This window comes from Streptomyces sp. NPDC057445 (assembly GCF_042802855.1).
Classification (GTDB): domain Bacteria; phylum Actinomycetota; class Actinomycetes; order Streptomycetales; family Streptomycetaceae; genus Streptomyces.
In genome coordinates this window covers 161175-186848 of record NZ_JBHVDH010000014.1, presented here as the reverse complement: position 1 = coordinate 186848, position 25674 = coordinate 161175, and the positions used below count along the sequence as shown (strand labels likewise).

General features: G+C 71.3%; 25 protein-coding genes and 1 pseudogene. 13 read left to right on the top strand and 13 right to left on the bottom strand.

What is annotated here, in order from left to right; all coding sequences use genetic code 11:
• Nucleotides 1-171 precede the first annotated feature (171 nt).
• The 8 genes from ACFU5O_RS26115 to ACFU5O_RS26080 form a co-directional block, all read right to left on the bottom strand.
• Nucleotides 172-2412: an MMPL family transporter gene (locus ACFU5O_RS26115; RefSeq protein WP_384244278.1), complete on the bottom strand. Its 2241-nt coding sequence runs from the start codon at nucleotides 2410-2412 to the stop codon at nucleotides 172-174.
• Nucleotides 2413-2699: 287 nt separating this feature from the next.
• Nucleotides 2700-2915, bottom strand: a complete 216-nt coding sequence (locus ACFU5O_RS26110; RefSeq protein WP_384244277.1) for a ferredoxin — start codon at nucleotides 2913-2915, stop codon at nucleotides 2700-2702.
• Nucleotides 2916-2919: 4 nt separating this feature from the next.
• Nucleotides 2920-4182: a cytochrome P450 gene (locus ACFU5O_RS26105; protein ID WP_384244276.1), complete on the bottom strand. Its 1263-nt coding sequence runs from the start codon at nucleotides 4180-4182 to the stop codon at nucleotides 2920-2922.
• 51 nt (nucleotides 4183-4233) lie between these two features.
• Nucleotides 4234-5025, bottom strand: coding sequence for an ABC transporter permease (locus ACFU5O_RS26100; protein WP_384244275.1), 792 nt, complete (start codon nucleotides 5023-5025; stop codon nucleotides 4234-4236).
• Nucleotides 5022-5996, bottom strand: a complete 975-nt coding sequence (locus tag ACFU5O_RS26095) for an ATP-binding cassette domain-containing protein (RefSeq protein ID WP_384244273.1) — start codon at nucleotides 5994-5996, stop codon at nucleotides 5022-5024. The genes ACFU5O_RS26100 and ACFU5O_RS26095 overlap by 4 nt, the downstream gene beginning before the upstream one ends.
• A gap of 168 nt (nucleotides 5997-6164) precedes the next feature.
• The gene (locus ACFU5O_RS26090; RefSeq protein WP_384244272.1) at nucleotides 6165-7001 is read right to left on the bottom strand and encodes a DUF4097 domain-containing protein; all 837 of its coding nucleotides are present in this window, start codon (nucleotides 6999-7001) and stop codon (nucleotides 6165-6167) included.
• Between the two features lie 84 nt (nucleotides 7002-7085).
• The gene (locus ACFU5O_RS26085) at nucleotides 7086-7619 is read right to left on the bottom strand and encodes a hypothetical protein (RefSeq protein WP_384244283.1); all 534 of its coding nucleotides are present in this window, start codon (nucleotides 7617-7619) and stop codon (nucleotides 7086-7088) included.
• Nucleotides 7620-8119: 500 nt separating this feature from the next.
• Complete coding sequence (locus ACFU5O_RS26080) at nucleotides 8120-8500, bottom strand: winged helix-turn-helix transcriptional regulator (protein WP_384244271.1); 381 nt, start codon at nucleotides 8498-8500, stop codon at nucleotides 8120-8122.
• 109 nt (nucleotides 8501-8609) lie between these two features.
• On the opposite strand from ACFU5O_RS26080, the gene ACFU5O_RS26075 reads away from it, so the two are divergent.
• On the top strand, nucleotides 8610-9017 hold the full coding sequence (locus ACFU5O_RS26075; RefSeq protein ID WP_384244270.1) for a RidA family protein: 408 nt from the start codon (nucleotides 8610-8612) through the stop codon (nucleotides 9015-9017).
• A gap of 326 nt (nucleotides 9018-9343) precedes the next feature.
• Here ACFU5O_RS26075 and ACFU5O_RS26070 read toward each other — a convergent pair.
• Nucleotides 9344-9802 (bottom strand): annotated as a pseudogene (locus ACFU5O_RS26070) (alpha/beta hydrolase fold domain-containing protein); the annotation flags it as partial.
• Between the two features lie 117 nt (nucleotides 9803-9919).
• Here ACFU5O_RS26070 and ACFU5O_RS26065 point away from each other — a divergent pair.
• A complete protein-coding gene (locus ACFU5O_RS26065; RefSeq protein WP_384244268.1) occupies nucleotides 9920-10516 on the top strand; it encodes a hypothetical protein in 597 nt (198 codons plus the stop codon).
• Nucleotides 10517-10669: 153 nt separating this feature from the next.
• Here the strand turns inward: ACFU5O_RS26065 and ACFU5O_RS26060 are convergent, their stop codons facing one another.
• Nucleotides 10670-11941 carry a PP2C family protein-serine/threonine phosphatase gene (locus tag ACFU5O_RS26060; protein ID WP_384244267.1) on the bottom strand — a complete coding sequence of 424 codons (1272 nt, stop codon included), beginning with the start codon at nucleotides 11939-11941 and terminating at the stop codon, nucleotides 10670-10672.
• Between the two features lie 278 nt (nucleotides 11942-12219).
• Between ACFU5O_RS26060 and ACFU5O_RS26055 the strand changes: the two genes are divergently transcribed.
• Nucleotides 12220-13134, top strand: a complete 915-nt coding sequence (locus ACFU5O_RS26055; RefSeq protein ID WP_384244266.1) for a LysR family transcriptional regulator — start codon at nucleotides 12220-12222, stop codon at nucleotides 13132-13134.
• Here the strand turns inward: ACFU5O_RS26055 and ACFU5O_RS26050 are convergent.
• The gene (locus ACFU5O_RS26050) at nucleotides 13129-13302 is read right to left on the bottom strand and encodes a hypothetical protein (RefSeq protein ID WP_384244265.1); all 174 of its coding nucleotides are present in this window, start codon (nucleotides 13300-13302) and stop codon (nucleotides 13129-13131) included. The two genes, ACFU5O_RS26055 and ACFU5O_RS26050, sit on opposite strands and share 6 nt — an antisense overlap.
• 566 nt (nucleotides 13303-13868) lie before the next feature.
• Between ACFU5O_RS26050 and ddaH the strand changes: the two genes are divergently transcribed.
• The 4 genes from ddaH (at nucleotide 13869) to ACFU5O_RS26030 (ending at nucleotide 18079) form a co-directional block, all read left to right on the top strand.
• Nucleotides 13869-14741 (top strand): dimethylargininase, encoded by an 873-nt coding sequence (gene ddaH / locus ACFU5O_RS26045; protein ID WP_384244263.1) that lies wholly within the window; start codon nucleotides 13869-13871, stop codon nucleotides 14739-14741.
• Between the two features lie 172 nt (nucleotides 14742-14913).
• Nucleotides 14914-15657 carry a GNAT family N-acetyltransferase gene (locus tag ACFU5O_RS26040; RefSeq protein ID WP_384244262.1) on the top strand — a complete coding sequence of 248 codons (744 nt, stop codon included), beginning with the start codon at nucleotides 14914-14916 and terminating at the stop codon, nucleotides 15655-15657.
• 303 nt (nucleotides 15658-15960) lie between these two features.
• Complete coding sequence (locus tag ACFU5O_RS26035) at nucleotides 15961-16620, top strand: DedA family protein (RefSeq protein WP_384244261.1); 660 nt, start codon at nucleotides 15961-15963, stop codon at nucleotides 16618-16620.
• Between the two features lie 337 nt (nucleotides 16621-16957).
• Nucleotides 16958-18079, top strand: coding sequence for an XdhC family protein (locus ACFU5O_RS26030; protein WP_384244260.1), 1122 nt, complete (start codon nucleotides 16958-16960; stop codon nucleotides 18077-18079).
• A 284-nt stretch (nucleotides 18080-18363) separates the two neighbouring features.
• Here ACFU5O_RS26030 and ACFU5O_RS26025 read toward each other — a convergent pair whose 3' ends face one another.
• The gene (locus ACFU5O_RS26025) at nucleotides 18364-19776 is read right to left on the bottom strand and encodes an MFS transporter (protein WP_384244258.1); all 1413 of its coding nucleotides are present in this window, start codon (nucleotides 19774-19776) and stop codon (nucleotides 18364-18366) included.
• 298 nt (nucleotides 19777-20074) lie between these two features.
• On the opposite strand from ACFU5O_RS26025, the gene ACFU5O_RS26020 reads away from it, so the two are divergent.
• Nucleotides 20075-20578, top strand: a complete 504-nt coding sequence (locus ACFU5O_RS26020) for a VanZ family protein (RefSeq protein WP_384244257.1) — start codon at nucleotides 20075-20077, stop codon at nucleotides 20576-20578.
• Nucleotides 20579-20851: 273 nt separating this feature from the next.
• Here the strand turns inward: ACFU5O_RS26020 and ACFU5O_RS26015 are convergent, their stop codons facing one another.
• Nucleotides 20852-21442: a MarR family winged helix-turn-helix transcriptional regulator gene (locus tag ACFU5O_RS26015; RefSeq protein ID WP_384244256.1), complete on the bottom strand. Its 591-nt coding sequence runs from the start codon at nucleotides 21440-21442 to the stop codon at nucleotides 20852-20854.
• 248 nt (nucleotides 21443-21690) lie between these two features.
• Between ACFU5O_RS26015 and ACFU5O_RS26010 the strand changes: the two genes are divergently transcribed.
• The 5 genes from ACFU5O_RS26010 to ACFU5O_RS25990 all read left to right on the top strand — a co-directional run bounded on the left by ACFU5O_RS26010 (nucleotide 21691) and on the right by ACFU5O_RS25990 (nucleotide 25615).
• On the top strand, nucleotides 21691-22116 hold the full coding sequence (locus tag ACFU5O_RS26010; protein ID WP_384244254.1) for a cell division protein SepF: 426 nt from the start codon (nucleotides 21691-21693) through the stop codon (nucleotides 22114-22116).
• 127 nt (nucleotides 22117-22243) lie between these two features.
• Complete coding sequence (locus ACFU5O_RS26005) at nucleotides 22244-23434, top strand: AAA family ATPase (RefSeq protein ID WP_384244253.1); 1191 nt, start codon at nucleotides 22244-22246, stop codon at nucleotides 23432-23434.
• Nucleotides 23373-23744 carry a nucleotide pyrophosphohydrolase gene (locus ACFU5O_RS26000; RefSeq protein WP_384244252.1) on the top strand — a complete coding sequence of 124 codons (372 nt, stop codon included), beginning with the start codon at nucleotides 23373-23375 and terminating at the stop codon, nucleotides 23742-23744. The genes ACFU5O_RS26005 and ACFU5O_RS26000 overlap by 62 nt, the downstream gene beginning before the upstream one ends.
• Nucleotides 23745-23869: 125 nt before the next feature.
• Complete coding sequence (locus ACFU5O_RS25995; protein WP_384244250.1) at nucleotides 23870-24358, top strand: DUF6099 family protein; 489 nt, start codon at nucleotides 23870-23872, stop codon at nucleotides 24356-24358.
• A 333-nt stretch (nucleotides 24359-24691) separates the two neighbouring features.
• Complete coding sequence (locus tag ACFU5O_RS25990; protein WP_384244249.1) at nucleotides 24692-25615, top strand: LLM class F420-dependent oxidoreductase; 924 nt, start codon at nucleotides 24692-24694, stop codon at nucleotides 25613-25615.
• Nucleotides 25616-25674: the final 59 nt, after the last annotated feature.

Here is a 25674-nt window from a genome sequence, read left to right as displayed (position 1 = left end):
GGCCCGGCCCGCATCCGGGCCGGGCCGATGGGCGGCTTTCCGTGTAGCTGTTCGGGCTGCGGCCGCTCTCCAGACGCGATGGTGACATCGGTCCGGCGAACACACCCACGTAACTGACGCCGGATCGCCCGGTGTTGCGGGTTCCCGGGGCCTCGGAGGGTTGCTGGGCGGTCAGCCCACGAGGTGGTGCTCTCGTGAGGAGTGCTCCGAGGGCGTCGCGTGGTGGTTCGTCAGCTTGTCGCCCTCGACGTCGATGTTCGGCAGGAGCCGGTCGAGCCACTTCGGCAGCCACCAGGCGGACTTGCCGAGCAGGGCGAACAGGGCGGGCACGACGGCCATGCGGACGACGAACGCGTCGAAGAGGACAGCGGCGGCGAGACCGAAGCCGATCATCTTGACGAAGTCGTTGTCCTCCACGATGAAGCCGGAGAAGACGCTGGTCATGATGATCGCGGCCGCGCTGACGACCCGGCCGCCGTACCGGAACCCGGTGACGACCGCCTCGCCGGGACGGGCGCCGTGGACGTACGCCTCGCGCATCCGGGACACCAGGAAGACCTCGTAGTCCATCGCCAGGCCGAAGACCACGCCGATCATGAAGATCGGCAGGGTGCTCATCACCGGGCCCGGCTGGTCGACGCCGAAGAGGTCGGCCAGCCAGCCCCACTGGAACACGGCGACGACGGCGCCGAGGGCCGCGGCCACCGACAGCAGGAAGCCGAGCGCCGCCTTGAGCGGGACCAGCACGGAGCGGAAGACCACCATGAGCAGCAGGAACGCCAGGCCGACGACCAGGCAGAGGTACGGGAGCAGCGCGTCGTCCAGGGTCTGCGAGAAGTCGATGAACATCGCGGTCTGACCGGCGACCAGGATCTCGGCGGCGCCCGTCCGGGACTCCAGACCGCCCGCCATGCCGCGAAGGGAGCGCACCAGGTCCTCGGTCCTGGTGTCGGTGGGACCGGTGTCGGGGATGACGTTGACGAGGGCGGTGTCGCCCGACGGGTTGGCGGTGACGGGCGAGACGGCGTCGACTCCGCGGACCGTCTCCAGCGCCGTGCGGACCTGCTCCGCCGCCGTATTCGCGTCCTTCGCCTCGACGACGACCGTCAACGGCCCGTTGAAGCCAGGGCCGAAGGAGTCGGACAGCATGTCGTACGCCTTGCGCTGGGTGGTGTGCGGGGCCATCGTGCCCTCGCCCGGCAGACCCAGTTCGAGGCTCGCGGCGGGCACGGCGACGGCGCCCAGACCCAGGACGCCGAGCAGCAGGACGGCGACGGGGTGGCGCAGCACCAGACCGGCCCAGCGGGCGCCGAGGTTGGGCTTGCGGCGGGCCTCGCGCTTGGCGGCCTTGCGCTGCTGACGCTTCGACAGCGGCTTTCCGGTGTACTGCTTGCGGTCCCTGCGGGCGAGGACCCTGACGGGGGCGAACCCGAGGAGCGCCGGTACGAACGTGATCGCGACGAGTACGGCCACGGCGACCGTGCCGGCAGCGGTGAGGCCCATCTTGGTGAGCATCGGGACGTTCACCACCGCGAGCCCCGCCAGGGCGATGACGACAGTGAGCCCTGCGAAGACGACGGCCGAGCCCGCGGTGCCCACGGCACGGGCGGCGGCTTCCGCGCGCTCGCGTCCCTCGGCGATCTCGGAGCGGTAGCGGGAGACGATGAACAGGGCGTAGTCGATGCCGACGGCGAGGCCGATCATCATCGCGAGCATCGAGGTGGTGGACGACAGGCCGAGGGTGCTGCCGAGCGCGGTGATGCCGCTGATCCCGATGCCGACGCCGATCACTGCCGTCAGCAGGGGCATTCCGGCGGCCACCAGGGAGCCGAAGGTGAGGAGCAGGACGACGGCGGAGACGAGGATGCCGATCTTCTCACCCGTACCGCCCATCGCTTGCTCGATCTTGACGGCGTCGCCGCCCGCCTCGACGACGAGACCCGTGTCCCGGGCCCGCTCCATCGCGTCGGTGAGACCGTCGTGCGTCGCGTCGGTCAGCTCGGTGGCCTTCGCCTCGTACGTGACGTAGGCGTACGCGGTCGTACGGTCGCCGCTCACGGCGTTCGCCTTGAACGGGTCGGCCACGCGCTCGACTTGAGGTGCCTTGGCCAGGTCGGCGGCGAACTGCTCGACCTGCTCCTTGCGGGCAGGGGAGGTGATCTTCTCGGTGCCGGGGACGCGGATGACGACGCGGGCGGCGGCACCGTCCGCGCGGGCGTCCGGGAACTTCTCCTGGAGGAGGTCGAACGCCTTCTGCGACTCCGTCCCCGGCATCGAGAAGGTGTCGGCGGGCGGGGCGGTGGCGGTGGAGGCCGCGAAGCCCGCACCGACAAGGGCCAGGAGCCACAGGAGGACGACCAGGCCCCGCCTTCGGAAGGCGAAGCGGCCCAGTTTGGAGAGGAACGTAGCCACGGTGAAGGAGTCCTGTCTGTGAGGCGGTCGCGTCGCCGACGGCACACCGGAGGCGCCGTCGGCGACGGACCAGGTCTTTGCAGGTGAGGAACGGTGCTTCAGCGGGCACCAGGGACACCGCGCGCAGGGGCAGAACCGGTGTCGGTGGGACCCGCGTGGGGCTGTGGTGAGCGGGCGGCATCAGAACGGGCGGGTTTGGTAACCGCCATGACTCAGGGCCGCCGGTGGGGAGTTGCCCGCGCAGGGGCGGTCGCTCGGAGGTGACACTTCCGGAGAGGCCGCCGCGGTTACGAGGCGGGGGAGGATCCCCGCTCCGTGACGGTGATGACCGAGGCCGGGCACACACCGGCGGCGACGCGGACTGCCGCGTGCTGCTCCTGCGGCGGCTGGGCGTTCAGCAGGACGACCAGGCCCTCGTCCTCGTCCTGGTCGAAGACCTGCGGGGCGGTCAGGGCGCACATTCCGGCCCCGAGGCAGCGGTCGCGGTCGACTCGGACGTCCATGGGATCAGTCCTCGTCCCAGGTGACCGGCAGCCGGTGCACGCCGTAGATGTTCATGTTCGTCCGCAGCGGCACCTCCTCTGCCGGCACGTCCAGCCGCAGCGTGGGGAACCGTTCGAGCAGCGCGGGCAGGGCCACCGTCATCTCGACGCGGGCCAGTTGCTGGCCCAGGCACTGGTGGATGCCGTGTCCGAAACCCAGGTGTCCCGTGGCCTTGCGGTGCAGGTCGAGGACGTCGGGGTCGGGGAACCGCTCCGGGTCCCGGTTGGCGGCTTCCAGCGAGATGGTGACGCTCTCGCCCGCCTTGATGAGCCGGCCCTCCAGCTCGACGTCCTCCAGCGCGGACTTCACGCTGGTGTGGGCGATGGTCAGGTAGCGCATCAGCTCTTCGACGGCCTGGGGGGCGAGGTCCGGGTCCGTACGCAGGGCATCGGCCTGGGCCGGGTTGGTGAGGAGCGCGAACGTCCCGTGGGCGATCATGTTGGCGGTGGTGTCGAGCCCGGCGGCGAGCAGGAAGCCCCCGATGCCGATCAGCTCCTCGTCGGTGAGGTCGGAGTCCTGGGCCAGGTCGCCGAGCAGGTCGTCGGAGCGTGCGGCGCGCTTGGCGGCGACCAACTCGCCCATGTACTCCTGGAGTCCGACGAAGGCGGCGTACTTGTCCTCGGGCGTCGCATCCATGGACATGATCGTGTGGGCGTGCTCCTGGAATCGCTCACGGTCGGCGTAGGGCACGCCGAGCAGCTCGCAGATCATCAGCGCGGGGAGGGGGCGGGCGAAAGCCTCGACCAGGTCGGTGCCCGGGCCGCGGCGCTCCATCGCGTCCAGGTGCTCGGCGGTGATCTCCGCGACCCGGTCGGAGAGTTGCCGCATCCGGCGGACGGTGAACTTGCCCGTCAGGATCCGCCGGAAGCGGGTGTGCCCGGGCGCGTCCATCCCGGTCATGTCGCCGACCGGGGCGGGCGGCAACGGGCCCTCGGGCCCCCCGGGGAAGGGGTAGTGCATCAGCTCGTACCGCGAGCTGAAACGGCTGTCGCCCATGATCGAGCGGACCGTGGAGTAGCCGGTGGCCAGCCAGCCGACGTGCCCGTCGGGGTACGACATCCGGGCCAGCGGCCGCTCCTCGCGCAGCTCCGCCAGTCCGGCTGCCGGGTCGAAGGGGCATCCCGCCACGCGCTGCGTGGGTAACGTGACGGGCTCGGTGGTGGCCGTGGTGTCGGTGGTGTCGGTGGTGTCGGTGGTTCCGGGGCGGGGCGACGGTTTGTGCTGCACGAGGTCCTCCGAGGAGAGAGTTGTGTGCGTGGACGGTGGGGTGGGCGGTACTTATCGCTTCGCGGTACGGCCGAAGGCGGATCGCGCCCAGACATAGCCGACGAGGGTGAGACCGACGCACCAGGCGAGCGCGAGATATCCGCTGTTGCCGATGCCGGTTCCCATCAGGAGGCCGCGCAGGGTCTCGATGACGGGGGTGAAGGGCTGGTACTCGGCGAACCAGCGCAGCCCGGTCGGCATCGAGTCGGTCGGAACGATGGCGCTGCCGAGGAAGGGCAGGAAGGTGAGCGGCATGGGCGTGTTGCTCGCCGACTCGGGGGTCTTGGCGACCAGGCCGATGCCGGCCGACAGCCAGGTCAGCGCCAGGGTGAGCATCGTGAGGAGGCCGATCGCCGCGATCCACTCGACGGCGGTGGCGTCGGGGCGGAAGCCGATCGCGAGCGCGACGCCGATCACCAGCGCGATGGCGACCATGGTTTGGATGACGCTGCCGACGACGTGTCCGGTGAGGAAAGCGGCGCGGGAGATCGACATCGTACGGAAGCGGTTGACGATGCCCTCGGTCATGTCGACGCAGACGCCGACCGCCGTCGCCACCGCCCCGGCTGTCGCGGCCATGAGGATGATGCCGGGAGCGACGTAGTCGATGTACTCGGCGCCGCCGGTGGGCCCACCGGAGATTCCGGCGCCCAGGGCGCCACCGAAGGCGTAGTTGAACAGCAGCAGCATCATCACCGGCATGGCGACGACGGAGACGGTCATCGCGGGATAGCGCAGGGCGTGCTTGAGGTTGCGCCGCAGCATGGTCATCGAGTCGCTGACGGCATACGTGAGGGTGCTCATCGGGCCATCTCCGTAGCGGTGTTGGGGGTGCTGTGACCGGTGAGGGTGAGGAAGACGTCGTCGAGGTCGGGCGTGTGCACGGTCAGCGACTCGGCCTGCACGGGCGCGCCGTCCAGCACGTCGAGTACGGCGCGCAGGGCGGGGATGCTGCCGTCGCTGGGGATGCGGAGCGTGAGCTCCTCGTGGTCGCGGGCCGCAGCGCCGAAGTGGCGTGCGGCGGCGTCGAGTTCGACGGCGTCCGCGAACCGCAGACGGATGTGCCCGCCGGGAATGAGGCGCTTGAGCTCGTCCGAGGTGCCCTCGGCGACCAGTCGGCCGTTGTCGAGGACGGCGATGCGGTCGGCGAGCTGGTCCGCCTCCTCCAGATACTGCGTGGTGAGGAAGACCGTCACGCCGTCGGCGACCAGGGCGCGGATGATCTCCCACATGGTGCGGCGGCTGCGGGGATCGAGTCCCGTGGTCGGTTCGTCGAGGAAGATGATCTGCGGGTCGCCGACCAGGGTCATCGCCAGATCGAGCTTGCGGCGCATGCCGCCGGAGAAGGTGACGACGGGTTTGCGGGCGGCCTCGGTCAGCTCGAACCGGTGCAGGAGCTCGGTGGCGCGCCGCCTGCCCTCGCGACGGGGCAGGTGCTGGAGGTCGGCCATGAGGAGCAGGTTCTCCTCGGCGGTGAGGAGGTTGTCGACGGCGGCGAACTGGCCGGTGACCCCGATCGCGGAGCGCACGCCTTCTGGACGCTGGGCGAGGTCGTGGCCGGCGACCTGGGCCTGGCCGGCGTCGGGGGCGACGAGTGTCGACAGGATCTCGACGGTGGTGGTCTTGCCGGCACCGTTCGGGCCCAGCAGGGCGAAGATCGTGCCCTCGGGGATGGCCAGGTCGATGCCGTCCAGGACGACCTTGTCGCCGTACGCCTTGCGCAACCCCAGGGCGGAGATCGCCGGTGAGGCCGTGGTGGTGGACGTCATGGTCATGGAGTCCGCTTTCCGATGGTCGTGGGCAATGTGACATTTCACGTGTGAAATCGGCAGCCCGCTTCGCGCCGTCGCCGTCGCGAGGACGGCGACACGCTCCGGGGGTGTCGGGGTGTGGGGTGTCGGGGTGTGTGGGGCGCCTCAGGGCGCCTCGTTGGTGGAGAGAGCTCAGGCGCGACGGATCACGATGTCGCCGACTCCGGTACGGGCGTGGATCTCGACGGTCTCGTCGGACGTGCCGGGGCCCTCGGCGGTACCGAGCGAGTTGCGGACGGTGCCGATCCGGGAGTTGACGTCCAGCCAGGCCGCGGTGGACTCGCGGATGCCGATCTCCACGTCGCCGGCGGCGGTCTGGAGCTGGATCACGCCCCGGGTCACGTCGTTGAGGTGGATGGCGCCGTTGGCGGACTTGGCCTCCACGGAGGCGTGTGCGACGCCGACCGTGATGCGGCCGTTGGAGGAGTTGGCCTTCAGGCCACCGGTGATCTCGCCGATCGCGGTCTCACCGTTGCCGTTCTTGACCGTCGCCGAGCCCGCGATCTCGCCGATCTCGATCCGGCCGGCCCCGTGGATCTCGGCGTCGCCCACGGCACGGTCGACGCGGATGTCCCCGTGGTCCGTACGCAGGTGCGTGACACCCGCCTCGGCGAGCAGGATGTCGCCGAGCGAGGTCTTGACGCGGCATTCCCCGAGCGGTCCCTCGCAGGTGTAGTCCCCCATGGGGGAGGTGCCCCGGAGGTGCGAGCCGTTGGGCAGTTCGACGGTCACGTCGATCGATCCGCTCTTGCCGAACAGGGAGCGCTTCCTGGGCCCCTTGATGGTCAGGACGCCGTTGGCGTAGGTGACCTTGGTCTGCTGCACCGCCCGTACATCGGCGTCGTCAGCGCCGTTGCTCGGCAGCACCTCGACGACCGTGTCCGTGCGCTTGCTCGCGGTGATCCGCACATTGCCGATGTCGAACTCGAGGGTCACGGTGATGGGTTCGGCGGTTTCGTAAGAAGGCATGGCTGTCCCGTCCTCTTGGCTCTGGAGTGTGTTCGCGCAGGTGGGGCGGTGGTGGAGTGGTGCTGCGGCAGTGGGGAGATCCGGCTAGCGGACCCAGCCCCGGATGCTCTGGCCGTGGCGCGGGGCGCGCGCCGGCTGGGCCGGTGCGCCCGGCTCCAGGGCGAGGGCAACCGCACGTACGAGCCAGGCGTTGACGGACAAGCCCTCCTGGCCGGCCGCGTCCTCCACCCGGGCCTTGAGGGGCGCCGGGAGTCGGAAGTTGATGCGGGCCATACCGCCCTCGTCGCCGTCCGCCGCGAGTGGTGCCACCGGTGCCACCGATGGCGCCATCGGTGCGGTCGCCTCGGGCGCGCCCTCGCCGGGCGCCTCGGGCGCGGGCGGCGCCGTCACCACGAACTCGGGGTCGAGTCCCCGCAGTCGTACGTCCACAGAGCCCGGCGCCAGCTCACGGGTGATCTCGTCCGACGCGGCGGACAACGCGTTCAGAAGGGTCAGTCGGGCGGCCGACTCCAGCGGCGCGGTCAGCCGCTCGGCCAGGGCGCGGGCTTCGTCCCCGCCGGCGTTCGCGGCGACCGCGAGCTCACGGCGGAGGTGATCGACGTAGGGGGTCAGGTCCATGGAGAGATAGTGGCACCAGAATGGCGCCATTGCAAGTCATTGTGGCGCCAGATGGCGCCGGATGGCGCCCTGTGGTGTCACGTGGTGGCACATGGTGCGCCTCGTGGCGCCATCGCCCGAAGTCCGGGGGCGTGGCGTCAAGGGCGCGCATGGACTGTGCCCTATGGCCTCAAGACGGCGAGAGGGCGCTCGGCAAGGCCCCGAGGCGCCGCGCAACACCCCGCCGCGCAACACCCCGCCGCGCAACACCCCGCCGCGCAACACCCCGCCGGTCACGGTCGCGACAGCGGGCCTGTCGGCGGTACCGGTGGCCTCGTACCGGCAGGTCGTCGCGGGAGAAGGTCAAGACGCACGTGTCACGGATCCTGGCGAAACTCGGCCTGCGGGACCGTGTCCAGGCGGTCGTCCTCGCCTACCGGGTGGGGCCGGGTGTCCGGCGCGGCCTGAAGCGGTGCGCTCGTGGACCCGCGCGGCGGGGCGGCAGGCGAGCGCTCCGTCCGTCAGGCGTCGAAGCTGCGGCGGGAGGCCTCGATGTGACCGAGGTACCGGTGGGTCCAGTCGCACAGTCCGTCGATCGTCACCCGCAGTGCCTGGCCCGGCTCGGTGAGGGTGTACTCGACCCGGGGCGGCACGACGGGGTGCACCGTCCGCTCGATCAGACCGTAGCGCTCCAGCATGCGCAGGTTCTGGGTGAGCATCTTGTGACTGACGCCCTCGATCTCGTTCCGCAGCTCGCTGAAACGCAGGGTGTGTTCGCCGAGGGCCTCGATGACCAGGAGCGCCCACTTGTTGGCGACGTTCGAGAAGATCTCCCGCGCCAGCGAGTCCGCGCGCCTCAGGTCCGCATCCTCGGGTGAGCCGCTGAACTGCTTGGTCACCATCAGGTTCCCCTGTCACCGAAAAGTGCGTTCTTCCATGTCAGCGGCCACTCTCCTACGGTTTCCCAGTAACCGCAAGAGAGCGGTTCTCGTAGCAATGGAGGCAGGCAGCATGGCCATCACCCTGGTGAACCCCAACGGATTGCCGGAAATCGACGCCTACCGGCAGGTGTCGATCGCGACCGGGTCGAAGCTGGTCTTCATCGCCGGGCAGGTCGCCTGGGACGTCGACGGTGTCACGGTCGGCGAAGGCGACCTCGCCGCGCAGGTCGAGCAGTGCTACGTCAACATCGGTACCGCCCTGGCCGAGGTCGGCGCTTCCTTCGACGACGTGGCGAAACTGACCGTCTACGTCGTCGACTGGACCCCCGACAAGATGCCCCTGCTCATGGAGGGGCTCGGTCGGGCGGCCGCGAAGCTGGGGGCCACCGCGACACCCCCTGCCTCGCTGCTGGGCGTTGCGGCACTGGACGTACCCGAGCACCTGGTGGAGATCGAAGCCACCGCCGTCCTCGACTGAACAGGCGTTCTCGCTGCCGTCCCAGGGGATGCGGTCCAGCGAGGCATGCGCGCAGCCGTGGAGGCCGGCGCACGGACCCGCGAAGGCGAACTCGACCACCGCGTCCTGCTGATCGACACGGCATCCGTCGCATGACCGGCCCGCGCCCGCATCGCCGTTGGGCGGTCACGGTCCGACCGGCCTGGTTCGTCAGGCGGTTCGGCGCCGGCGGCCAAAGGCCGCACGTGCTTCAGCAAGGGCGGGCCACCTCACGCACATGCCTGGGCAAGGCCCCAGGGGCTTGCCCAGGCATGCGGGCGTGGTGTGCTGGTCGTGGTCCGGGCCGCTCAGGCGGTGCCGAGAGCGGTGCGCAGGGTGCTGATGGCCTGGCTGATGGCGGCCTGGGCGGCGTGGGTCTCGCGCAGGGCGTTGAGCATGACGAAGTCATGGATGATGCCCTGGTGGCGGACGGCGGTTACGGGGACGCCGGCGGCGCGGAGCTTGCCGGCGTAGGCCTCGCCCTCGTCGCGCAGGACGTCCGCCTCGGCGGTCACGACCAGGGCGGGCGGGAGGCCGGTGAGCTGCTCGGTGGTGGCGCGCAGCGGCGAGGCGGTGATCTGCGCGCGTTCCGTCTCGTCGGTCGTGTACTGGTCCCAGAACCACTGCATGCCGTCGCGGCGCAGGAAGTAGCCCTCGGCGAACTGGTGGTAGGAGCCGGTGTCGAAGGCGGCATCGGTGACCGGGTAGAACAGGACCTGCTGGCGCAGGTCGAGGCCACCGCGTTCCTTGGCCATCAGGGTCAGGCGGTCCGGGGGCTTTCCGAAGGGCGGCCGACCGAGCTGCTCGCCGTCGCGAACGCCGTGCATGTCCTTCTGTCCCGGACCGCCACCGAGAGCAGTCCTGTTGCTCTGATCATCGATGACGTGGCGTGGCTGGACCGGCCCAGCGCCGTGGTTCTGGGAACCGTCGCCTGCTACATACGCACCGGTTCCATCGCCTTGCTCGCGGCGTCCCGGACCGGCGACGAGTGGGCTCTGGTCGAGCGGCACAAGGACAAGACGTTCTCCCTCGACCTGCCCGGCGGTGCACGGGTGAGCGCGGACGGCAGGTCGGCGGAGGAAGTCGAGCGACTGCTGAAAGCCTCCGAGGAGATGCTTCGCCGGCAGCTCGCCGCTCAGCGATTGACGACGGAGGCGCCGGAACTCCCCGAGGATCCGCAGCACGAGCTCGTCGAGCAGGCCGCACGGGGGCTGCTGGAGCAGCGCGCCGATATCGCCGGGGCCGGCGAGTGGGAGCGGCACTTCCCGGTCGGCGCCTACCTGGACGGGATGGCGGAACTGGTCGGGAACTGCCGTACGGCTCGGGACCGTACGACGCTTGCCGCGTTCCTCGCGCAGGTGGTGAACAACCTGCGCTTCCTGGAACGCATCGGCAGCAGCCCGGCCGCCGCGACCGAGGTGGCACGGCAGGCTCTCGACCGGGCTGCCGAGGCGCTCGCTGATCGCCCGCGCGGTCAGTAGGGCCGCCGGCGCCGCAGCCTCGGAACGGATCTGCCGCGCCGGGTGTGCGAGCGCGTCCGTGACGGCAGCGAGTTCCTCGTCTGTGGGCCAGCCGCGGTTGGGGTGGAGGACGTCGGCCTCGTCGGTCGCACCGCTCGCGAGCCGCGCACCGGCTCACAGTCGTACGACGACCAGGGCGGTGTCGTCGTCGGGCCCGTCGCTCCGGGGCGGGTGGAGATCGGTGAGCAGCGCGTCGGCCAGGTCCTCGGGGGAGAAGCCGCAGTGGTCGGCGAGGCTGTGGGTGAGGCGCTCGAGTCCGGTGTCGATGTCTTCGCCGCGGCGCTCGATCAGTCCGTCGGTGTACAGCACGAGCGTGGCGCCCGGCTCGTACGACAGCATGGCCTGGTTCCTGGGCGTGTCGAGGTCCCAGGCGCCGAGGGGCGGGTCCGCGACCTCCTCCAGGACTTCGACCGCGCAGCCGTCGGGGTGGAGCAGCAGGGGCGGAGGATGGCCCGCGCGGCTGTAGGTGATGGTGCGGGCGGTCAGGTCGATGACGGTCTGGACGGCCGTGGTGGCCAGCGCGCCCTCGACGGTGAGGGCGTGCAGGGCGAGCGCCTTGAGGGCGCCGGCCGGTTCGCCCGTTGCCCGGATGGCGGCGCTCAGGGCGCCGCGGAGCTGCCCCATGACCCCGGCGGCCTCCAGGCCGTGGCCCACCACATCGCCGACCGCGACCGCGCGCCGGTCCTGGCCGAGGTCGAGGAAGTCGTACCAGTCGCCGCAGACGTTGAGGGCGCTGGTGGCAGGGCGGTAGCGCACCGCGACCTCGCCGTATCCCGGCGGGACGGTCGGGAGCATGGCGCGTTGCAGGCCGACGGCGATCTCGCGTTCACGTGCGTGCGCGCGGCGCAGCCGCTCGTTGAGCTCCTGCAGTTCCTGGGAACGGGCGAGCAGGGTGGCCGTCATGGTCTCCTCGGCGCTGAGGACCCCGCCGGACTCCTGCAGGAGGGCGCGGGCGCGGACCAGCGCGGTGACCTCCTCGACCCGGGAGATGATCCACGCCACCTGCCCGTCCGGCCCGAAGACCGGAGCGTTGACCGGACTCCAGTACCGCTTCTCGAAGACCCCCGGCTGCCCGGGCACCTCCATGTCGTAGCGCTGCAGCACCATGCTGTCCTGCTGCCCCGTGTCCAGCACCCGTGCCACAGAGGCGCGCAGCCGGCTGCCCGCCGCCTCGGGGTCGGCGGGGTTCACGGGGAACACCTCGAAGACCGAACGGCCCACCAGTTCCTCACGGCTGCGACCGGACCGGCCGAGGAAGGCCTGGTTGACGTTCACGATGACCAGGTCGGGGGTGAGGAGCAGCGCCGGACCCGGGAACGCGCGGAAGACCGCCGCGTAGTCGATTTCGGAGGGCGGGACCTGACCAGGGGTGTCGGGATCGTTCACCCTCAGACGTCTACCTCGTGAGGGGCGGCACTCCGCGTCCGACACTCCTTGAGAGGCCGGACGGGGCCGAGCTCCGAGCCCCGCCCCGGAGGAAGACAGGCGGACCCCGGAAGCCGGCCAGCGTTCGGGGGTCGGCACCCGTCCGATGCTCTCGCCGCTGGTCCGGACCCTGGCGAAAGCGGTGGGACGGGTTGCCGCCTGCGCCCATGGTTGTGCACGCGATATACCAAGTCAATCCTATGATTTTTCGTTCAACTCCAAGTGATAGCTTGGGTGTTGTGACTCTCGATGACTTGCGTGTCTTTGTCGCCGTGTGCCGGGCGGGCAGCCTCAGCGCCGTCGCGCGAGACCTCGGTTGCACACAGTCGGCGGTGAGCCAGCATGTGAAACGGCTGGAACGGGAGACGGGCGTCAGCCTCCTGGAACGGCAGCCGCGGGGAGCCGTGCCCACCGAGGCGGGGCGGGTTCTGCAGGACGCGGCGGCCGACGGCATCGCCGGCCTGGACCTCGCCCTGCGCCGCCTCAAGGACCTCGTCAACGGAGACAGGGGCTCCGTACGTGTCACCACCGGTGCGACAACCGTGCGGCACTTCATGTCCGAGGCAGTCGTCTCCTTCCGGCAGCGCTACCCCAAGGTGAGCCTGGAGTTCCAGACCGAGTACTCCAGCCGAAGCTGCTTCGACGCCCTGACCGCCAACAACCTCGACCTCGCGTGGATCACGATCGGCGGCCCGGTGCGAGGCATCGAGCAGCGTCCGGTCGCCGACCTGCCCTGGGTCCTGGCCGTCCGCGCCGACGATCCGCTCGCGGACCGGCTCCATGTGGAGGCGGACGACCTCCGTGACGTCCGGCTCATCCGGCCGCCGGAGAGCTCCACGTCCGGGACCCGTCTGGACGCGGCGTTCAACGAGCTGGGCGTGCGGATCAGGTCCGACACCAGCGTCGCCGACTGGGATGCCGCTCTCCTGCTGACCGAACTCGGCCTGGGACATGCCGTCGTCCCCGCCGTGCCCGGCCGACGGGTCCCCGGCAGCCATGGCCCCCTCCGTCTCGTCCCCATTCCCGTGCTGCCGCCGCTCTCCGTCGGCTGGGCGGTCCGGCGCTGGGACGCCCTGACCCCGATCGCCCGGGAATTCGCCGACACCGTCGCCCGGAGTTGCGCGGAGAGAGCCGCGGACGCCACGGCGTCATGACGGCAAGTGCCGACGCGCCGCCCGCAGGCGGCGGCCGGCACCGCCGCCCCGGGTACTGCCGCGGAGCAGGTCGTCGAACGACGCGATGACCTCGGTGACGGCCCGCTCGTAAGCGCTGCCGAAGTCCTGGACCGACTGCACCCGTGTCGTCGTCCATGACGAGCGCACATGCTCATTCCCCACAGGCCGACGGACCGGGACCGTGCCGCGGAGACTAGGCCCCTCGCCGACCGACCGACCGACCGGCTCGGACGGGCGACCCCGTGGAAGCCTGCCGCGAGATCCGTCACTCCGACGTCGGATCGTGTTCGGCCGGCGGACACCAACGCGGCGCACCGCGCCGCGCAGGTGGTTCGCATCCGGCGCAGGTGGCGCTCGATCTTCACCGTCGGCTTGGTGAGCGCGGGCGGCCACGACAGCCCCTGATGCGCAGCGCGGGCGCCGGGCGCCCGCGACGACAGCGGGCGCCCTTGCCCACCCGGATGGCCCGCCGCCCACCACCCGCGGCCGGTCGCCTGCCGCCCACCGCCGGTTGCCCGTCGCCCGTCGCGCCGTACCGGAACCGACCGGCGTCGGACGAGATCACGCCCGGGCCGTGGTACGTGGTACCCGCCGGTGAACATGAGCCCCCGGTGTCCGGACCCAACCGGTGGGCCGCCCTTCGGCCCTGATTAGCGCGGCATTCACCCGGCGCGCCGATACTCCGAATCCCAGGAGACGAAGAAGGAAACGCCATGCCCGAGACCGGCATCACCGCTCAGTCCCGCACCCCCGAGGCAACCGCCACGGCCCCCGCCTCCCGCACGGCTGTCCCGCGCCGGCTGCTGATGTGCTCACCCAGCCACTTCGACGTCACCTACTCCATCAATCCCTGGATGGAGCCGGAGAAGCCGGTCGACGGCGGTCTCGCTCTCACGCAGTGGGAGCAGCTGCGCGACCTGTACCGGGACCTGGGCCACACCGTGGAGGTCGTCGAGCCGGTCGGCGGGCTGCCCGACATGGTGTTCGCGGCCAACGGTGCCACCGTCGTGGACGGCCGTGTGCTCGGTGCCCGCTTCCGGCACGAGGAGCGTACGGCCGAGGGGCCGCTGTATCTGTCCTGGCTGCGCGAGAACGGCTTCACCGAGACGCACTGGCCCGAGTACATCAACGAGGGCGAAGGCGACTACCTCCTCGTCGGCCGCCGTCTCCTGGCCGGAACGGGCTTTCGCACCGACCCCCGCTCGCACGCCGAGGCCCAGGAGTTCTTCGGTGTGCCCGTCACGGGACTGACGCTGATCGACCCGCGCTTCTACCACCTGGACACCGCGCTCGCCGTGCTCGGCGACGACGAAGTCATGTACTACCCCGAGGCGTTCTCGCCCGGCAGCCGGGCCGTGCTGCGGGAGATGTTCCCCGACGCGCTCCTCGCGACGGCCGAGGACGCCGACGTCTTCGGGCTCAACGCCTTCAGCGACGGCCGCCATGTGCTGCTGCCGGAGTCCGCGACAGGGCTGACGGCGGGCCTGCGGGAGCGTGGGTTCGAACCCGTCGGCGTCGATCTGACCGAACTTCTGAAGGCGGGCGGCAGCGTCAAGTGCTGCACGCTCGAGCTGCGTGAGGGGTGACGCAGGAGGCCCCAGCGCCGAGGAAGGTCAGGTGCCGGGGCGTGCGTTGTCCCACTGCTCCGTACCCGGGCCGCTCCCACGGCCTCAGCAGGCGTCAACGCCCCTTCCGTACAAGCGAATCAGACGGCCGATCAGGCCGGCGCAGTACGCCCACCGAACGGAGAACGCAACCATGCTCTCGACACCCACGGCAACGGTCACCAGCAACTACGTCACCTCCATCGCAGGCACCCAGGAGCAGATACGGGCCGCCCAGCGGCTGCGCTACCAGGTCTTCGGCGAGGAGATGGGCGCCACCCTCGACACGCCGCTGCCCGGCCACGACATCGACGAGTACGACGACCTGGTCGATCACCTGATCGTCACCGACACCACCACGGGCGAAGTCGTCGGCACCTACCGGCTCCTGCCGCCGGGACGCACCGAACGGTCCTACTCGGACGGCGAGTTCGACCTGCGCAACCTGTCCGCTGTGCGCTCCTCGATGATCGAGGTCGGTCGCTCCTGCGTCCACCCCGACCACCGCAGTGGCGCGGTCATCAACCTGATGTGGGCGGGCATGGCCCGCTATGTACTGCTCTCCGGCCACCGCTATCTGGCCGGCTGCGCCTCCGTTCCGCTGGGTGACGGCGGCCAGTCCGCTTCCCACGCATGGCTCCTCGGCACCACCAAGCACGCCGCTCCCGCCGAGTACCGGGTCCACCCGCGGCGGCCGTGGACGCCCCAGGGCCTGAGCGAGAGCAAGCCGAGCTATGCGCTGTTGCCGCCGCTGCTCCGCGGCTACCTGCGCCTCGGCGCGTGGATGTGCGGGGCACCCGCGCACGACCCCGAGTTCGACGTCGCCGACTTCTTCGTCGTGCTGGACATGGACCGGCTGAGCGACCGCTACCGCCGGTACTTCCTCGGCGAGACCTGATGGGCCCCGACGCGGCGGCGGAGGTCCACCGGGCACCGGCCTGCACGGAGAAACCCGCGTGCAGGGTGTCACCTGTGGCCGAGGCCGGGCGCCGCCACGCATCGTCCGCCGGCACGCTCGTCCGCGGCGTGTTGCCGGGGGAGAGGCCGGCAGATCCCCTGACCCCGCACCGGGCCGCCGGTGCCACGGAGCCTTCCGCGACGGTCGTCACGCGTCTCACGCGTCGTCCGCTGCCCCGTGGCGGCCGGCCCTCGTCGGCTGCCGGGTCCCGAAGAAGCCTGCCGGGCTCGGAGTTGCCGGCCCATGCCTGAGTCGTTCGGCCAGCTCGTAGGGCTGCTGCAGGCCCGGCTGGATTCGCCTTGGCTGTGGCTGGCCGTCTTCCTGGTGGCCGGCCTCGACGCCCTGCTGCCGTTCATGCCGAGTGAGGCCACCGTCGTCACGGTGGCGGTGCTGTTCGGGGGAGACGTACCGCGGTTGGCCGTCCTCGCCGCGGTCGCGGCGACCGGTGCGCTGTGCGGCGACTGCCTCGGTCACTGGACAGGGCGCCGGTTCGGACCACGTGCCGTGGAGCGCCTCATGCGTGGCGAGAAGGGCCGGCAGCGCTACGAATGGGGCCGGACGATGGTCCACAGGCACGCGTCGGCCCTGGTGATCGCCGGTCGCTTCCTGCCGGGCGGTCGGGTCGCGTCCAGTATGTCGACGGGGTGCCTGCGCTTCCCCTTCCGCCGTTTTCTCCTGCTGGACGCTTCAGGCGCCGGCCTCTGGGCGGTCACCAGCACCGCCATCGGATACATCGGCGGGGCCCGCTTCGGCCACGAACCCGTCAAGGGGCTGCTGCTGGCCTTCGCCCTGGCCCTGGTCGTCGTCGGATGCGTCGAACTGGCGCGCAGGCTGCGGGCACGGCGCGCGCCCGCCGATGCGCCTGTGCCCGCGACTCCACCCGTCGGACCGGCCTGCTCCTGAGCCGGCGGGCGCACCCCGGCAGTCCGGGGCACCCGACTGCTCCGGCGCGCCCGGCTGGTCCCGCGCGGCGCGCCGGATCACCATGGAGAGCGGTACGGATTCGCGACGCCCGCGCAGGAAGGGGGCGTCATGGCCGGGACAGCGAGCACGTACGCGCACCGATGTGGTGGTGGGAGCGGAGCAGGACCGGCCGGACCGTGCGCCATCGATCACGGTGGGCCGGGGCCTCGGCAGGGTCCGCGCGTGACGGCGGCAGCCCTGTCCCGAGTGCCGGCGCGTTCGTCGAGGGCCGGCGGCAGCACGCGAGCGCCCGCGGCGCTGGTGAGAGGAGCGGACCGTGCGTGAGATCCTCCCGGCGCTGAACCGCTGGTACGAGGCGGGCGAACCCTTCGGCCTGGCCACGATCATCGCCGTCAGCCGGAGCGCGCCGCGCGGTCCCGGTGCGGCCATGGCGGTGGGGCCCGACGACGAAGTCGTGGGCAGTGTGTCCGGCGGATGCGTGGAAGGAGCGGTCTTCGAACTCGCCAAGGAGGTCGTGGACGACGGAGAGGCACGGCTCCACACCTTCGGCTACAGCGATGAGGACGCGTTCGCGGTCGGGCTGACCTGCGGCGGCGCGATCACCCTGCTCGTACGTCGGGTGTCGCGGGACTCCGACCCGTCCTTCGGCGCCGTCGCCGATTCCGTCGCAGGACACCGGCCCGTCACGGTCGCGACCGTGACGGACGGTCCGGCGCCGCGCGGCGCCGCGCTCGCCGTCTGGCCCGACGCCGTCGAAGGCACGCTCGGCGCGCCCGGACTGGACGCGGCCGTTACCGCCGACGCACGGGGCGAACTCGCCCAGGGCCTGACCGGGCTCCGCCACTACGGTCCGCAGGGCCAGCGCCGCGAGGACACCGTCACCGTGTTCCTGCACTCGTTCGCCCCACCGCCACGCATGCTCGTGTTCGGCGCGATCGACTACGCCGCTGCCGTCGCGCGCATCGGCGACTTCCTCGGCTACCGGGTGACCGTGTGCGACGCCCGGCAGGTCTTCGCCACGCCCAAGCGGTTCCCCGAGGGGGTCGAGGTCGTGGTCGAGTGGCCGCACCGCTATCTGGGCGCCACCGGGACCGACTCCCGCACGGTGATCTGTGTGCTGACGCACGACACGAAATTCGATGTGCCGCTGCTGGAGGAGGCGCTGCGCCGCCCCGCCGCGTACATCGGCGCGATGGGCAGCCGCCGCACCCACGACGAGCGGATGAAGCGGCTGCGCGAGGCAGGCCTGGGTGACGAGGAACTGGCGCGGTTGCGCTCGCCCGTCGGGCTGGACCTCGGGGCCCGCACACCGGAGGAGGTGGCCGTCTCCGTCGCCGCCGAGATCGTGGCCCTGCGCTGGGGAGGCAGTGGTGCCCCACTGACCGCGACAGCGGGGGCGATTCACCCTCCGGCTGCCGGACCAGCACCGGGCCGGTGAAGCGAAGAAGAGGCCCACCCGAGGACGTACGCGTCGGGGCACAGCAGTGCGGAGATCGAGGCAGGCCGTGTCCGGCCCGTCGCTCGCCTGCGGGACGCGCTCCACCGTCGCCAGCCGCGTCGCGTTCGCGGCGGCACTGGTGGCGGCCCTCGCAGCCGTGGTCACCGTCCTTCGCCGACGGGGCCGCTGATCGCAGGGCCGCGGTCGCCGGGGCGCCGGCCCTCCCCGGCGAGGGATCGCAGTCTCCGCCGCGGGCAACAGTCCTCGTCGCACCCATGCCGATGTCAGGCGGGGACGACCTCCGGGTGGCGACGGGCGAGCACGGCGAGTGCGCCGGCCCCGGCCAGGGCCAGTACGGCCGCCGCGCGCAGGACCGCCTCGATGGCGGGCCCGTCGGAGGCCGCCCCCGCGGCGGAACCGCTCATCGCCTCGAGAACCGTCGCGGCCACGGCGACGGCCACCGCGCCGAGCAGGACGAGCGACGTGAGAACCAGCCCGGAGGCCGCGGCGAGGCGGGAGGCCGGGACGTAGGCCTGCGTCGCCACATTGGTCAGCGCCCACCCCAGGCCCAGACCCACGCCCACCACAGCGAAGATCGCCGTGTACAGAGGGAGGGGGGTCGCCCAGGTGAGGGCGTACAGGCTGAGCCCGCTCAGCAGCATGCCCCCGGCCATCAGCGATTCGGGGCGCCATTGCCGGGCCAGCCGGCCGGACCAGTAGCTCGCCGCCCCGGCACCGACGGACAGCGCGAGGAAGACCAGGCCGGACTCCAGCGGCGAGAGCCCGCGCGCCTGCTGCAGGTACAGCGCGGACAGCACCGCGACAAGGCAGTACACGACGTTGGACACCGAGCCCGCCGCGGTGACGGTGACGAACGGGGCGTTGCGCAGCAGCGCGAGGTCCAGCAGCGGCTCCGCCGTGCGCCGCTCGATCCGTACGAACACGACCAGCAGGGCCACGCCGCCGAGGAGACACCCGAGGGTGGCCGGGGACGCCCATCCCCACCTGGCACCCTGGTCCACGGCCAGCATGATCCCGGTGAGCCCGGCCCCGATGGTGAGTACGCCGGGAATGTCGAGGCCACCGCTCGCCTGTTCGTCACGGGTCTCGGCCACGAAACGGAGCATGAGCACCGCGGCGACGACACAGAAGGGCACATTCAGCAGAAAGACCGCCCGCCAGCTCACGTGCTCCGCGAACGCTCCGCCGACGAACGGCCCGAGCGCGGTACCGATGGCGCTGAAGGCCAGCACCGTCGCCACGGCTCTCCCCTGGCGGTCGTCACGGAAGTACGCGGTGACCACCGCGACGGCCACGGGGAAGATCAGCGCGGCGGTCACGCCCTGGACGACCCTGCCGGCGATCAGCCACGGCACGTTCTGCGCGGCACTGCAGACGACGGACACGATCGCGAAGCCGACGAGGCCCGACACGAGGATCCGGCGTCTTCCGTGTACGTCCGCGAGACGCCCACCGGTGATCATCATTGCGCCGAGAGTCAGCATGTACCCACTCACGAGCCACTGCAGATCGGTGGCCGGAGTACCGAAGTCGCGGGCTATCACCGGCAGCATCAGATTGAGCGCGAACCAGTCCATCTGGACGAGCAGCATCGAGATGGCAGCCGCGGCGATCACCGCGCGATCACGCGCCGGGAAGAGGCCCGGCGCCTTCGTCCGCCTGTCGGCTGAGGTCATGGCGCCCACTCTCCGCGTCTCTGCTCATCGTGGCACCGGGCGCACGGGGCCGCGACCGCTCGAGGCAGGGCCGAGGACCGCGGGTGGGATACGAGTTCGGATGTGATGCGAACTCGGACGGGATGCGAACTCGGACGGGAAGCGCAAGGCATGGAGTCGACGCGCATGGGACTCAGCACCCGGGGTACCCGCCGTTGACGTCAATCGACCTGTTCTGGGGGCGGCGATGTCACGGCGGACGGCCGATGCCAAAGCAGCAGCAAGCGACGACGCCGGGGCAACGACCCGCAGGCCACCGATGACACCCCTGCTCCGCGCGGCGGCCATGCTGCTCGCGTTCGCCGGGACGGTGGCCTTCAGCGTGGTGCTGGCCCGGCTCACCCTCGAGCCGTCCATCGCCTCCGAACAGCTGACGCACAGCAACGTCCGGCCGGGCGCGTCCATCCGCGCCTATCTGGCAGGGAGCGACCCGCTGGACGCGGCCAAGCAGCTGGGCGGGAACGTGGTCCTGGGTGTTCCCTTCGGTGTGCTGCTGCCTGTACTGGTGCCGCGGGCCCGCGGTCTGCTGCGGGTGGCGGTGACCACGGCCGCGGTCATGGTGCTGGTCGAGCTGGTTCAGGGGGCGCTGGTGACGGGCCGTGCCTTCGACATCGATGACGTCATTCTGAACACGACGGGCGCCGTCCTCGGATACGTGCTGCTGGGCCTTCGTCTCGGCCGCGCCGTCCACCCCCGCCGCCGCCACTGGTGGCACCGCTGGTTCGGCCCGGGCACACCCCGCCGGGCCACGGGCCGGGGCTGAGCCGTCGCCGGTGCGGCACGGCGCGTGTGCAGTGCACGCACAGGTGCAGGTCCACGTGCGCAGATGTGCGCGCAGGGTGGGCGTACAAGGAGGCGCATCGGGCCGGTACGCCCGGCAGTTACCGCGCCCCGGCTTCAAGTCGGCCGAAGTGCGGGCCGCTTGAGCGCCGCCGGGCGGCCGGAGTGTGGCGCCCGGTGCGGGAGGGTGCGGTCCCTCACGGACAGGACCCGGCATCTGCCGGGTCCGGCGGGTGCCGGGCGGCTCCTGCCCCGATCAGGACTTCGGGCGCCGTCCGCCACGGCGTGGCACCGGCGGGCCTCCGTCCAGGAGCCGGCGCCGCCGCTCCTCGCCGTACGTCTCGATCTGCATCACCACACGTCGCAGCGCGTCCGCCGCCTGTCGGCACTCCTCGTCGCTGAGCTGCCCGGCCACGAAGGCCTCCTCGGCGTTGAACTCCGGGAGCAGGTTCCGCATCACCGCCTCGCCCTCGTCCGTGAGGGCCAGCAGGACCCGTCTGCCGTCGGTGGGGTGCTCGGTACGCCTGACCAGTCGCCGCGATTCCAGGGTGCGGGCGACCCCCGTGAGGGTCCCTTTCGAGATGCCCGCCTCCTCGGCGACCAGTCGGGTCTCCATCTCGCCCCCGATCCATACCACCCACAACACGACGAAGCCGGTCCAGGTGAGATCGGAGCCGCGCAGAACGGAGTTCTCGACATGCTGGCGCACCGCGGCGGCCGCACGGTGGATATTGCCGACCATGGCCATCTGCTCATGGCGGATCGGAGTGTCGCCCAGCTTCGTCCGGATCAGCCTCTCGGTCTCGCTGACGGACCGCTGACCCCGCTCATCCGGCTGAGCTGGCACGGACCCTCCTCCGGAGTTCGAACTCCTCCGGGTTCGAGTTTTGCGTAGGTACCGGCGCCCCGCTACTCGCGGTCGGGCCGGTCGGGCCGGTCGGGCCGGTCGGGCCGGTGGACCCCGGCTCCGACCTGTGAGCGACCACCGGCCACCCGACGATGCGACCGGGACATATCGCAACTGATGCCTGCCTGATGCCCGCTCCGCCGTGTCGGTGTTGGGCCGAATGGGTGAGGCGCGCCAGGATGGGTCCCATGAGCAGGTACGAGAGGTACGACGTCACCGACGAGCAGTGGGAGGGCCTGGCCCAGGTCGTCCCGCTGCGAGGTCGCAACGAGTGGCCGTCGCGAGTCGACCACCACACGATCCCGCGGGACTACGACGGTATCGCTGCCGGCGCCCCGGGCGCGGACGCCGAGCAGCGCCGCATGGTCGTGCTGCGGGTGCAGGTCTTCGCCGACGCGCGCGAGGTGGCCGAGTACCTCATCGCGCAGATCCCGGTCCTGCTGGACCTCACGGGCGCGGACACCGACGTGGCCAAGCGCATCCTGGACTTCAGCAGCGGCGTGGTCTTCGGGCTCGGGAGCGGGATGCACAGGGTGGACCGCAATGTGTTCCTGCTCGCACCGACCGGCACGGAGGTCGAGGGCGTCGCCGCGGCGGCCGTCCCTCACGCGTAGCCAGTGGCCACCGTCCCTGCCCTCGTGCCCCTCTGCACCTTCGCTCTGCATTCCACGGTCCCTCGATCGTAGGAAACCCCTGGCGGCGGAACGGTTCGGCGGTCGTCGCGGTGCATAGCGTCCCCGTATGGACTTGCTCAGCACCCGCCCGGCGGTCACCGAACTGCGGCTCTCCGCCTTCGCGTCGCATCGTGGAGGCACCTTCTCCCTCGGCCCCGTGACGCTGTTCGCGGGGCCGAGCGGCAGCGGCAAGTCGAGCGCGCTGCGGGCGTACGAGTCGCTGGCCGGGCTCGCCGCGGGCGCCGAACTCGGCCAGGTCTTCCCGGATCCTGCGGGCTGTGTGCCCGACCACGCGGAGAAGGACGCTCAGGGCCGCCGGGGGTTCAGGATCGGCTGCACCGTCGAAGGCCCGGCCGGCCCCGTGCAACTCGACCTCGCCGTCCAGGCCGAGCCCGAACTGCGCATCGTCGGCGAGCGGTTGACCGCAGAGGACGGACGGATCCTGCTGAGCACGGCGCTGCGGGACCCCGGGCGCTCCTGTGTGCAGGCCGCCTGGCACACCGCGGGCGCCGCCGCGGTCACCCGCGCGCCGTTCCCCGACGACCGGCTCGGCACGGCGCTGTTGCCGCTGCGCGTCGCGGGCAGGACGGACGGACAACGACAGGTGCTGGCCGCCGCCGAGCAGGTGGTCGTGGCGCTGCGGTCGGTCTTCACGTGCGACCCACAGCCTCAGCGGATGCGCGCGCCGGTCCCGCCGGGGGACGGCAGGCTGCTCCGGGGCTGCGACAATCTCGCGGCGGTGCTGCACCGCACCCGCCACGAATGCGCGCGCCGTCATGCGCGGCTGACGACGGTGGCCGGGGCAGGCTGCCGGGGCCAGGTCTCGGAGGTCGGTGTCGACGCGCTGGCGGACGGGACGGTCATGGCGGTCCTCGGCCGGGCGGCCGGGGTCCCCGCCACCCCGCTCGGGCGGCTGGGCGACGGTGAACTGCGCTATCTGGCACTGGCCCTGGTCCTGCTCACGGGGCCGGGTGTGCTGGCGGTCGACCAGGTCGCCGAGGTACCCGGCGCACTGCAGTCCCTCACCGTCCTCGCCGACGGCTTCGACCGCTGCCTCGACCGGCGCCAGACGGCCGAACTTGCTTCGCTGGCCGCGTCGATCTGCGCCGACGGGCATCTGCGGCTGGTGGGCGCGGTGAGCACGGACGCCGCGTTCGCGGATGAGCTGGAAGGGGTGACGGTGGTAGACCTGTGCCGTGACAGAACCGGACGTGAAAGCACTGCAGCGCAGGCTGGCCGAGTTCGCGGCCGCCCGTGACTGGGAGCCGTACCACACCCCGAAGAACCTCGCCGTTGCGCTCACGGTCGAGGCGGCCGAACTGGTGGAGATCTTCCAGTGGTTGACGCCGGAGGAGTCCGCGAGGGTGATGGACGACCCCCGGAAGGCGCACCGGGTGGCGGACGAAGTCGCCGACGTCCTCGCGTATCTGCTGCAGTTCTGCGAGGTGCTCGGGGTCGACGCGCTGGCAGCGCTCTCCGAGAAGATCGACCGGAACGAACTGCGTTTCCCGGCCGCCGAACGCCCGTCGGAAGACCCGTCATCACCCGATCGTCACTCTGTGGAGTGACTGATCTTTCCTCAATCGGCTTCCTGTCCACAGATTTCCGAAATCCCCTGGCTGTTCGTCTGGACCGCCTTCACTCTGGGTAGTGACTCATTGAGCGGAAATTCGTACGAACGGGGGCGGCGTACATGGAAGCGGAACGGCTCATCGCGGCCTGTCGGCACGCACTGGCGGAGTGCGGGGACGCGCTGGATGTGGTGGCGGAGGCCTGGCAGGCGCAGGCCCTCGCCCAGGCGGTCGGCACACGGCTTGCCCAGTGCGGCCCCCAGGAGCTGCGGGGCGAGGCGCGGGGCCTCGGCGAGGGGGGCGGACGGGGCGGCGGGCAGGTTGATCCTCAGCTGCTCCGCATCGGCAGCCTCCGAGCGGCACAGCTCACCGAAGTCCTCGATCCCCGTCGTGCACTCACCCTGCTGAGCACCCTCCTCGGCGAGGTCGGCATAGCGCTCGTCGGCGTCGCCTGCGCCACCGACGAGGAGGGTCTGTACTGGCAGTGCATCGAGGCCATCGACGCCGCGGACGAGTCGAGCGACCGTGTGGGTGCGATGCTCCGAAGACTCTCCCTGCGCGAGCGCGAGCGCGACCGCGTTGATCCGGACTCGGCCACGAGTCCGCCGTGACGACGAGCCGGCCATGAGCACGCCCTCGCCGTGACGACGAGCCCGCCGTCATGCGCTCGCCCATGACCACGGGCGACGTGACGGGTCTGCCTTGCCTGCCGCGGGGGCGTACACGCCCGGGCGGGCCGCTTCCGGCTCGGACCTCCACCGACGATCAGGGCGCAGGAGTGGCGGTGCACCGGTACCCGCCGCCCGGGGCGGACAGGCGTCCGTCCGGCTTCGCGGGAGCCGGCGATCACCCCTTGCGCCGGTCATGGCATCCACCCGCCGGAGTGGCATCGGTGCGACCGGACGGAAAAGGTCGACATCGCCACGACGGTGCAGGATGGAAGCATGGATCTTCGAATTTTCACCGAGCCCCAGCAAGGGGCCTCCTACGACACCCTGCTGACAGTCGCCAAAGCGGCCGAGGACCTCGGCTTCGACGCGTTCTTCCGATCGGACCACTATCTGTCCATGGGCTCGGCCGACGGTCTCCCGGGTCCCACCGACGCCTGGATCACCCTGGCCGGGCTGGCCCGGGAGACCAAGCGGATCAGGCTCGGCACACTGATGACCGCCGGTACGTTCCGTCTGCCAGGTGTGCTCGCCATCCAGGTAGCTCAGGTCGACCAGATGTCGGGCGGCCGGGTCGAGCTCGGACTCGGAGCGGGCTGGTTCGAGGAGGAGCACAGGGCGTACGGCATCCCCTTCCCGAAGGAGAAGTTCGCCCGGCTGGAGGAGCAGCTCGCGATCGTCACGGGGCTGTGGGCCACCGAGACCGGCAAGACGTTCACATATCAGGGCAGGCACTATCAGCTGCAGGATTCACCCGCGTTGCCCAAGCCCGCCCAGAGCAGGGTCCCGGTGCTCATCGGCGGCCACGGCGCCACCCGCACCCCGCGGCTGGCCGCCCGGTACGCCGACGAGTTCAACATTCCGTTCGCATCGGTGGAGGACACCGAGCGGCAGTTCGGCCGGGTCCGGGCCGCGGCAGAGGAGACCGGCCGCAAGGCCGACGACCTGCTCTACTCCAACGCCCTCGTCGTCTGCGCCGGCAAGGACGACGCGGAAGTGGCACGCCGCGCCGCAGCCATCGGACGTGAGGTCGACGAGCTCAGGGCCAACGGCCTCGCGGGCTCGCCCGCCGAGATCGTCGACAAGCTCGGGCGGTACGCCGCGGTCGGCTCCTCCCGGGTCTATCTGCAGGTCCTCGACCTCGACGATCTCGACCACCTGGAGCTCATCTCCACCCAGATCCAGTCCCAGCTGAGCTGAGCCAACGCCTGGTCGGCCATGCGGGTCCGTCCGCCGGGCCGGTCCCTCGGGCCGGTCCT

Bases quoted from the DNA above. Each gene is read 5' to 3' on its own strand.
- ACFU5O_RS26110 (WP_384244277.1), bottom strand. From the start codon at position 2,915: ATGGACGTCCGAGTCGACCGCGACCGCTGCCTCGGGGCCGGAATGTGC.
- ACFU5O_RS26100 (WP_384244275.1), bottom strand. From the start codon at position 5,025: ATGAGCACCCTCACGTATGCCGTCAGCGACTCGATGACCATGCTGCGG.
- ACFU5O_RS26095 (WP_384244273.1), bottom strand. From the start codon at position 5,996: ATGACCATGACGTCCACCACCACGGCCTCACCGGCGATCTCCGCCCTG.
- ACFU5O_RS26090 (WP_384244272.1), bottom strand. From the start codon at position 7,001: ATGCCTTCTTACGAAACCGCCGAACCCATCACCGTGACCCTCGAGTTC.
- ACFU5O_RS26085 (WP_384244283.1), bottom strand. From the start codon at position 7,619: ATGGACCTGACCCCCTACGTCGATCACCTCCGCCGTGAGCTCGCGGTC.
- ACFU5O_RS26080 (WP_384244271.1), bottom strand. From the start codon at position 8,500: ATGGTGACCAAGCAGTTCAGCGGCTCACCCGAGGATGCGGACCTGAGG.
- ACFU5O_RS26075 (WP_384244270.1), top strand. From the start codon at position 8,610: ATGGCCATCACCCTGGTGAACCCCAACGGATTGCCGGAAATCGACGCC.
- ddaH (WP_384244263.1), top strand. From the start codon at position 13,869: ATGCCCGAGACCGGCATCACCGCTCAGTCCCGCACCCCCGAGGCAACC.
- ACFU5O_RS26040 (WP_384244262.1), top strand. From the start codon at position 14,914: ATGCTCTCGACACCCACGGCAACGGTCACCAGCAACTACGTCACCTCC.
- ACFU5O_RS26035 (WP_384244261.1), top strand. From the start codon at position 15,961: ATGCCTGAGTCGTTCGGCCAGCTCGTAGGGCTGCTGCAGGCCCGGCTG.
- ACFU5O_RS26025 (WP_384244258.1), bottom strand. From the start codon at position 19,776: ATGACCTCAGCCGACAGGCGGACGAAGGCGCCGGGCCTCTTCCCGGCG.
- ACFU5O_RS26020 (WP_384244257.1), top strand. From the start codon at position 20,075: ATGACACCCCTGCTCCGCGCGGCGGCCATGCTGCTCGCGTTCGCCGGG.
- ACFU5O_RS26010 (WP_384244254.1), top strand. From the start codon at position 21,691: ATGAGCAGGTACGAGAGGTACGACGTCACCGACGAGCAGTGGGAGGGC.
- ACFU5O_RS26005 (WP_384244253.1), top strand. From the start codon at position 22,244: ATGGACTTGCTCAGCACCCGCCCGGCGGTCACCGAACTGCGGCTCTCC.
- ACFU5O_RS25995 (WP_384244250.1), top strand. From the start codon at position 23,870: ATGGAAGCGGAACGGCTCATCGCGGCCTGTCGGCACGCACTGGCGGAG.
- ACFU5O_RS25990 (WP_384244249.1), top strand. From the start codon at position 24,692: ATGGATCTTCGAATTTTCACCGAGCCCCAGCAAGGGGCCTCCTACGAC.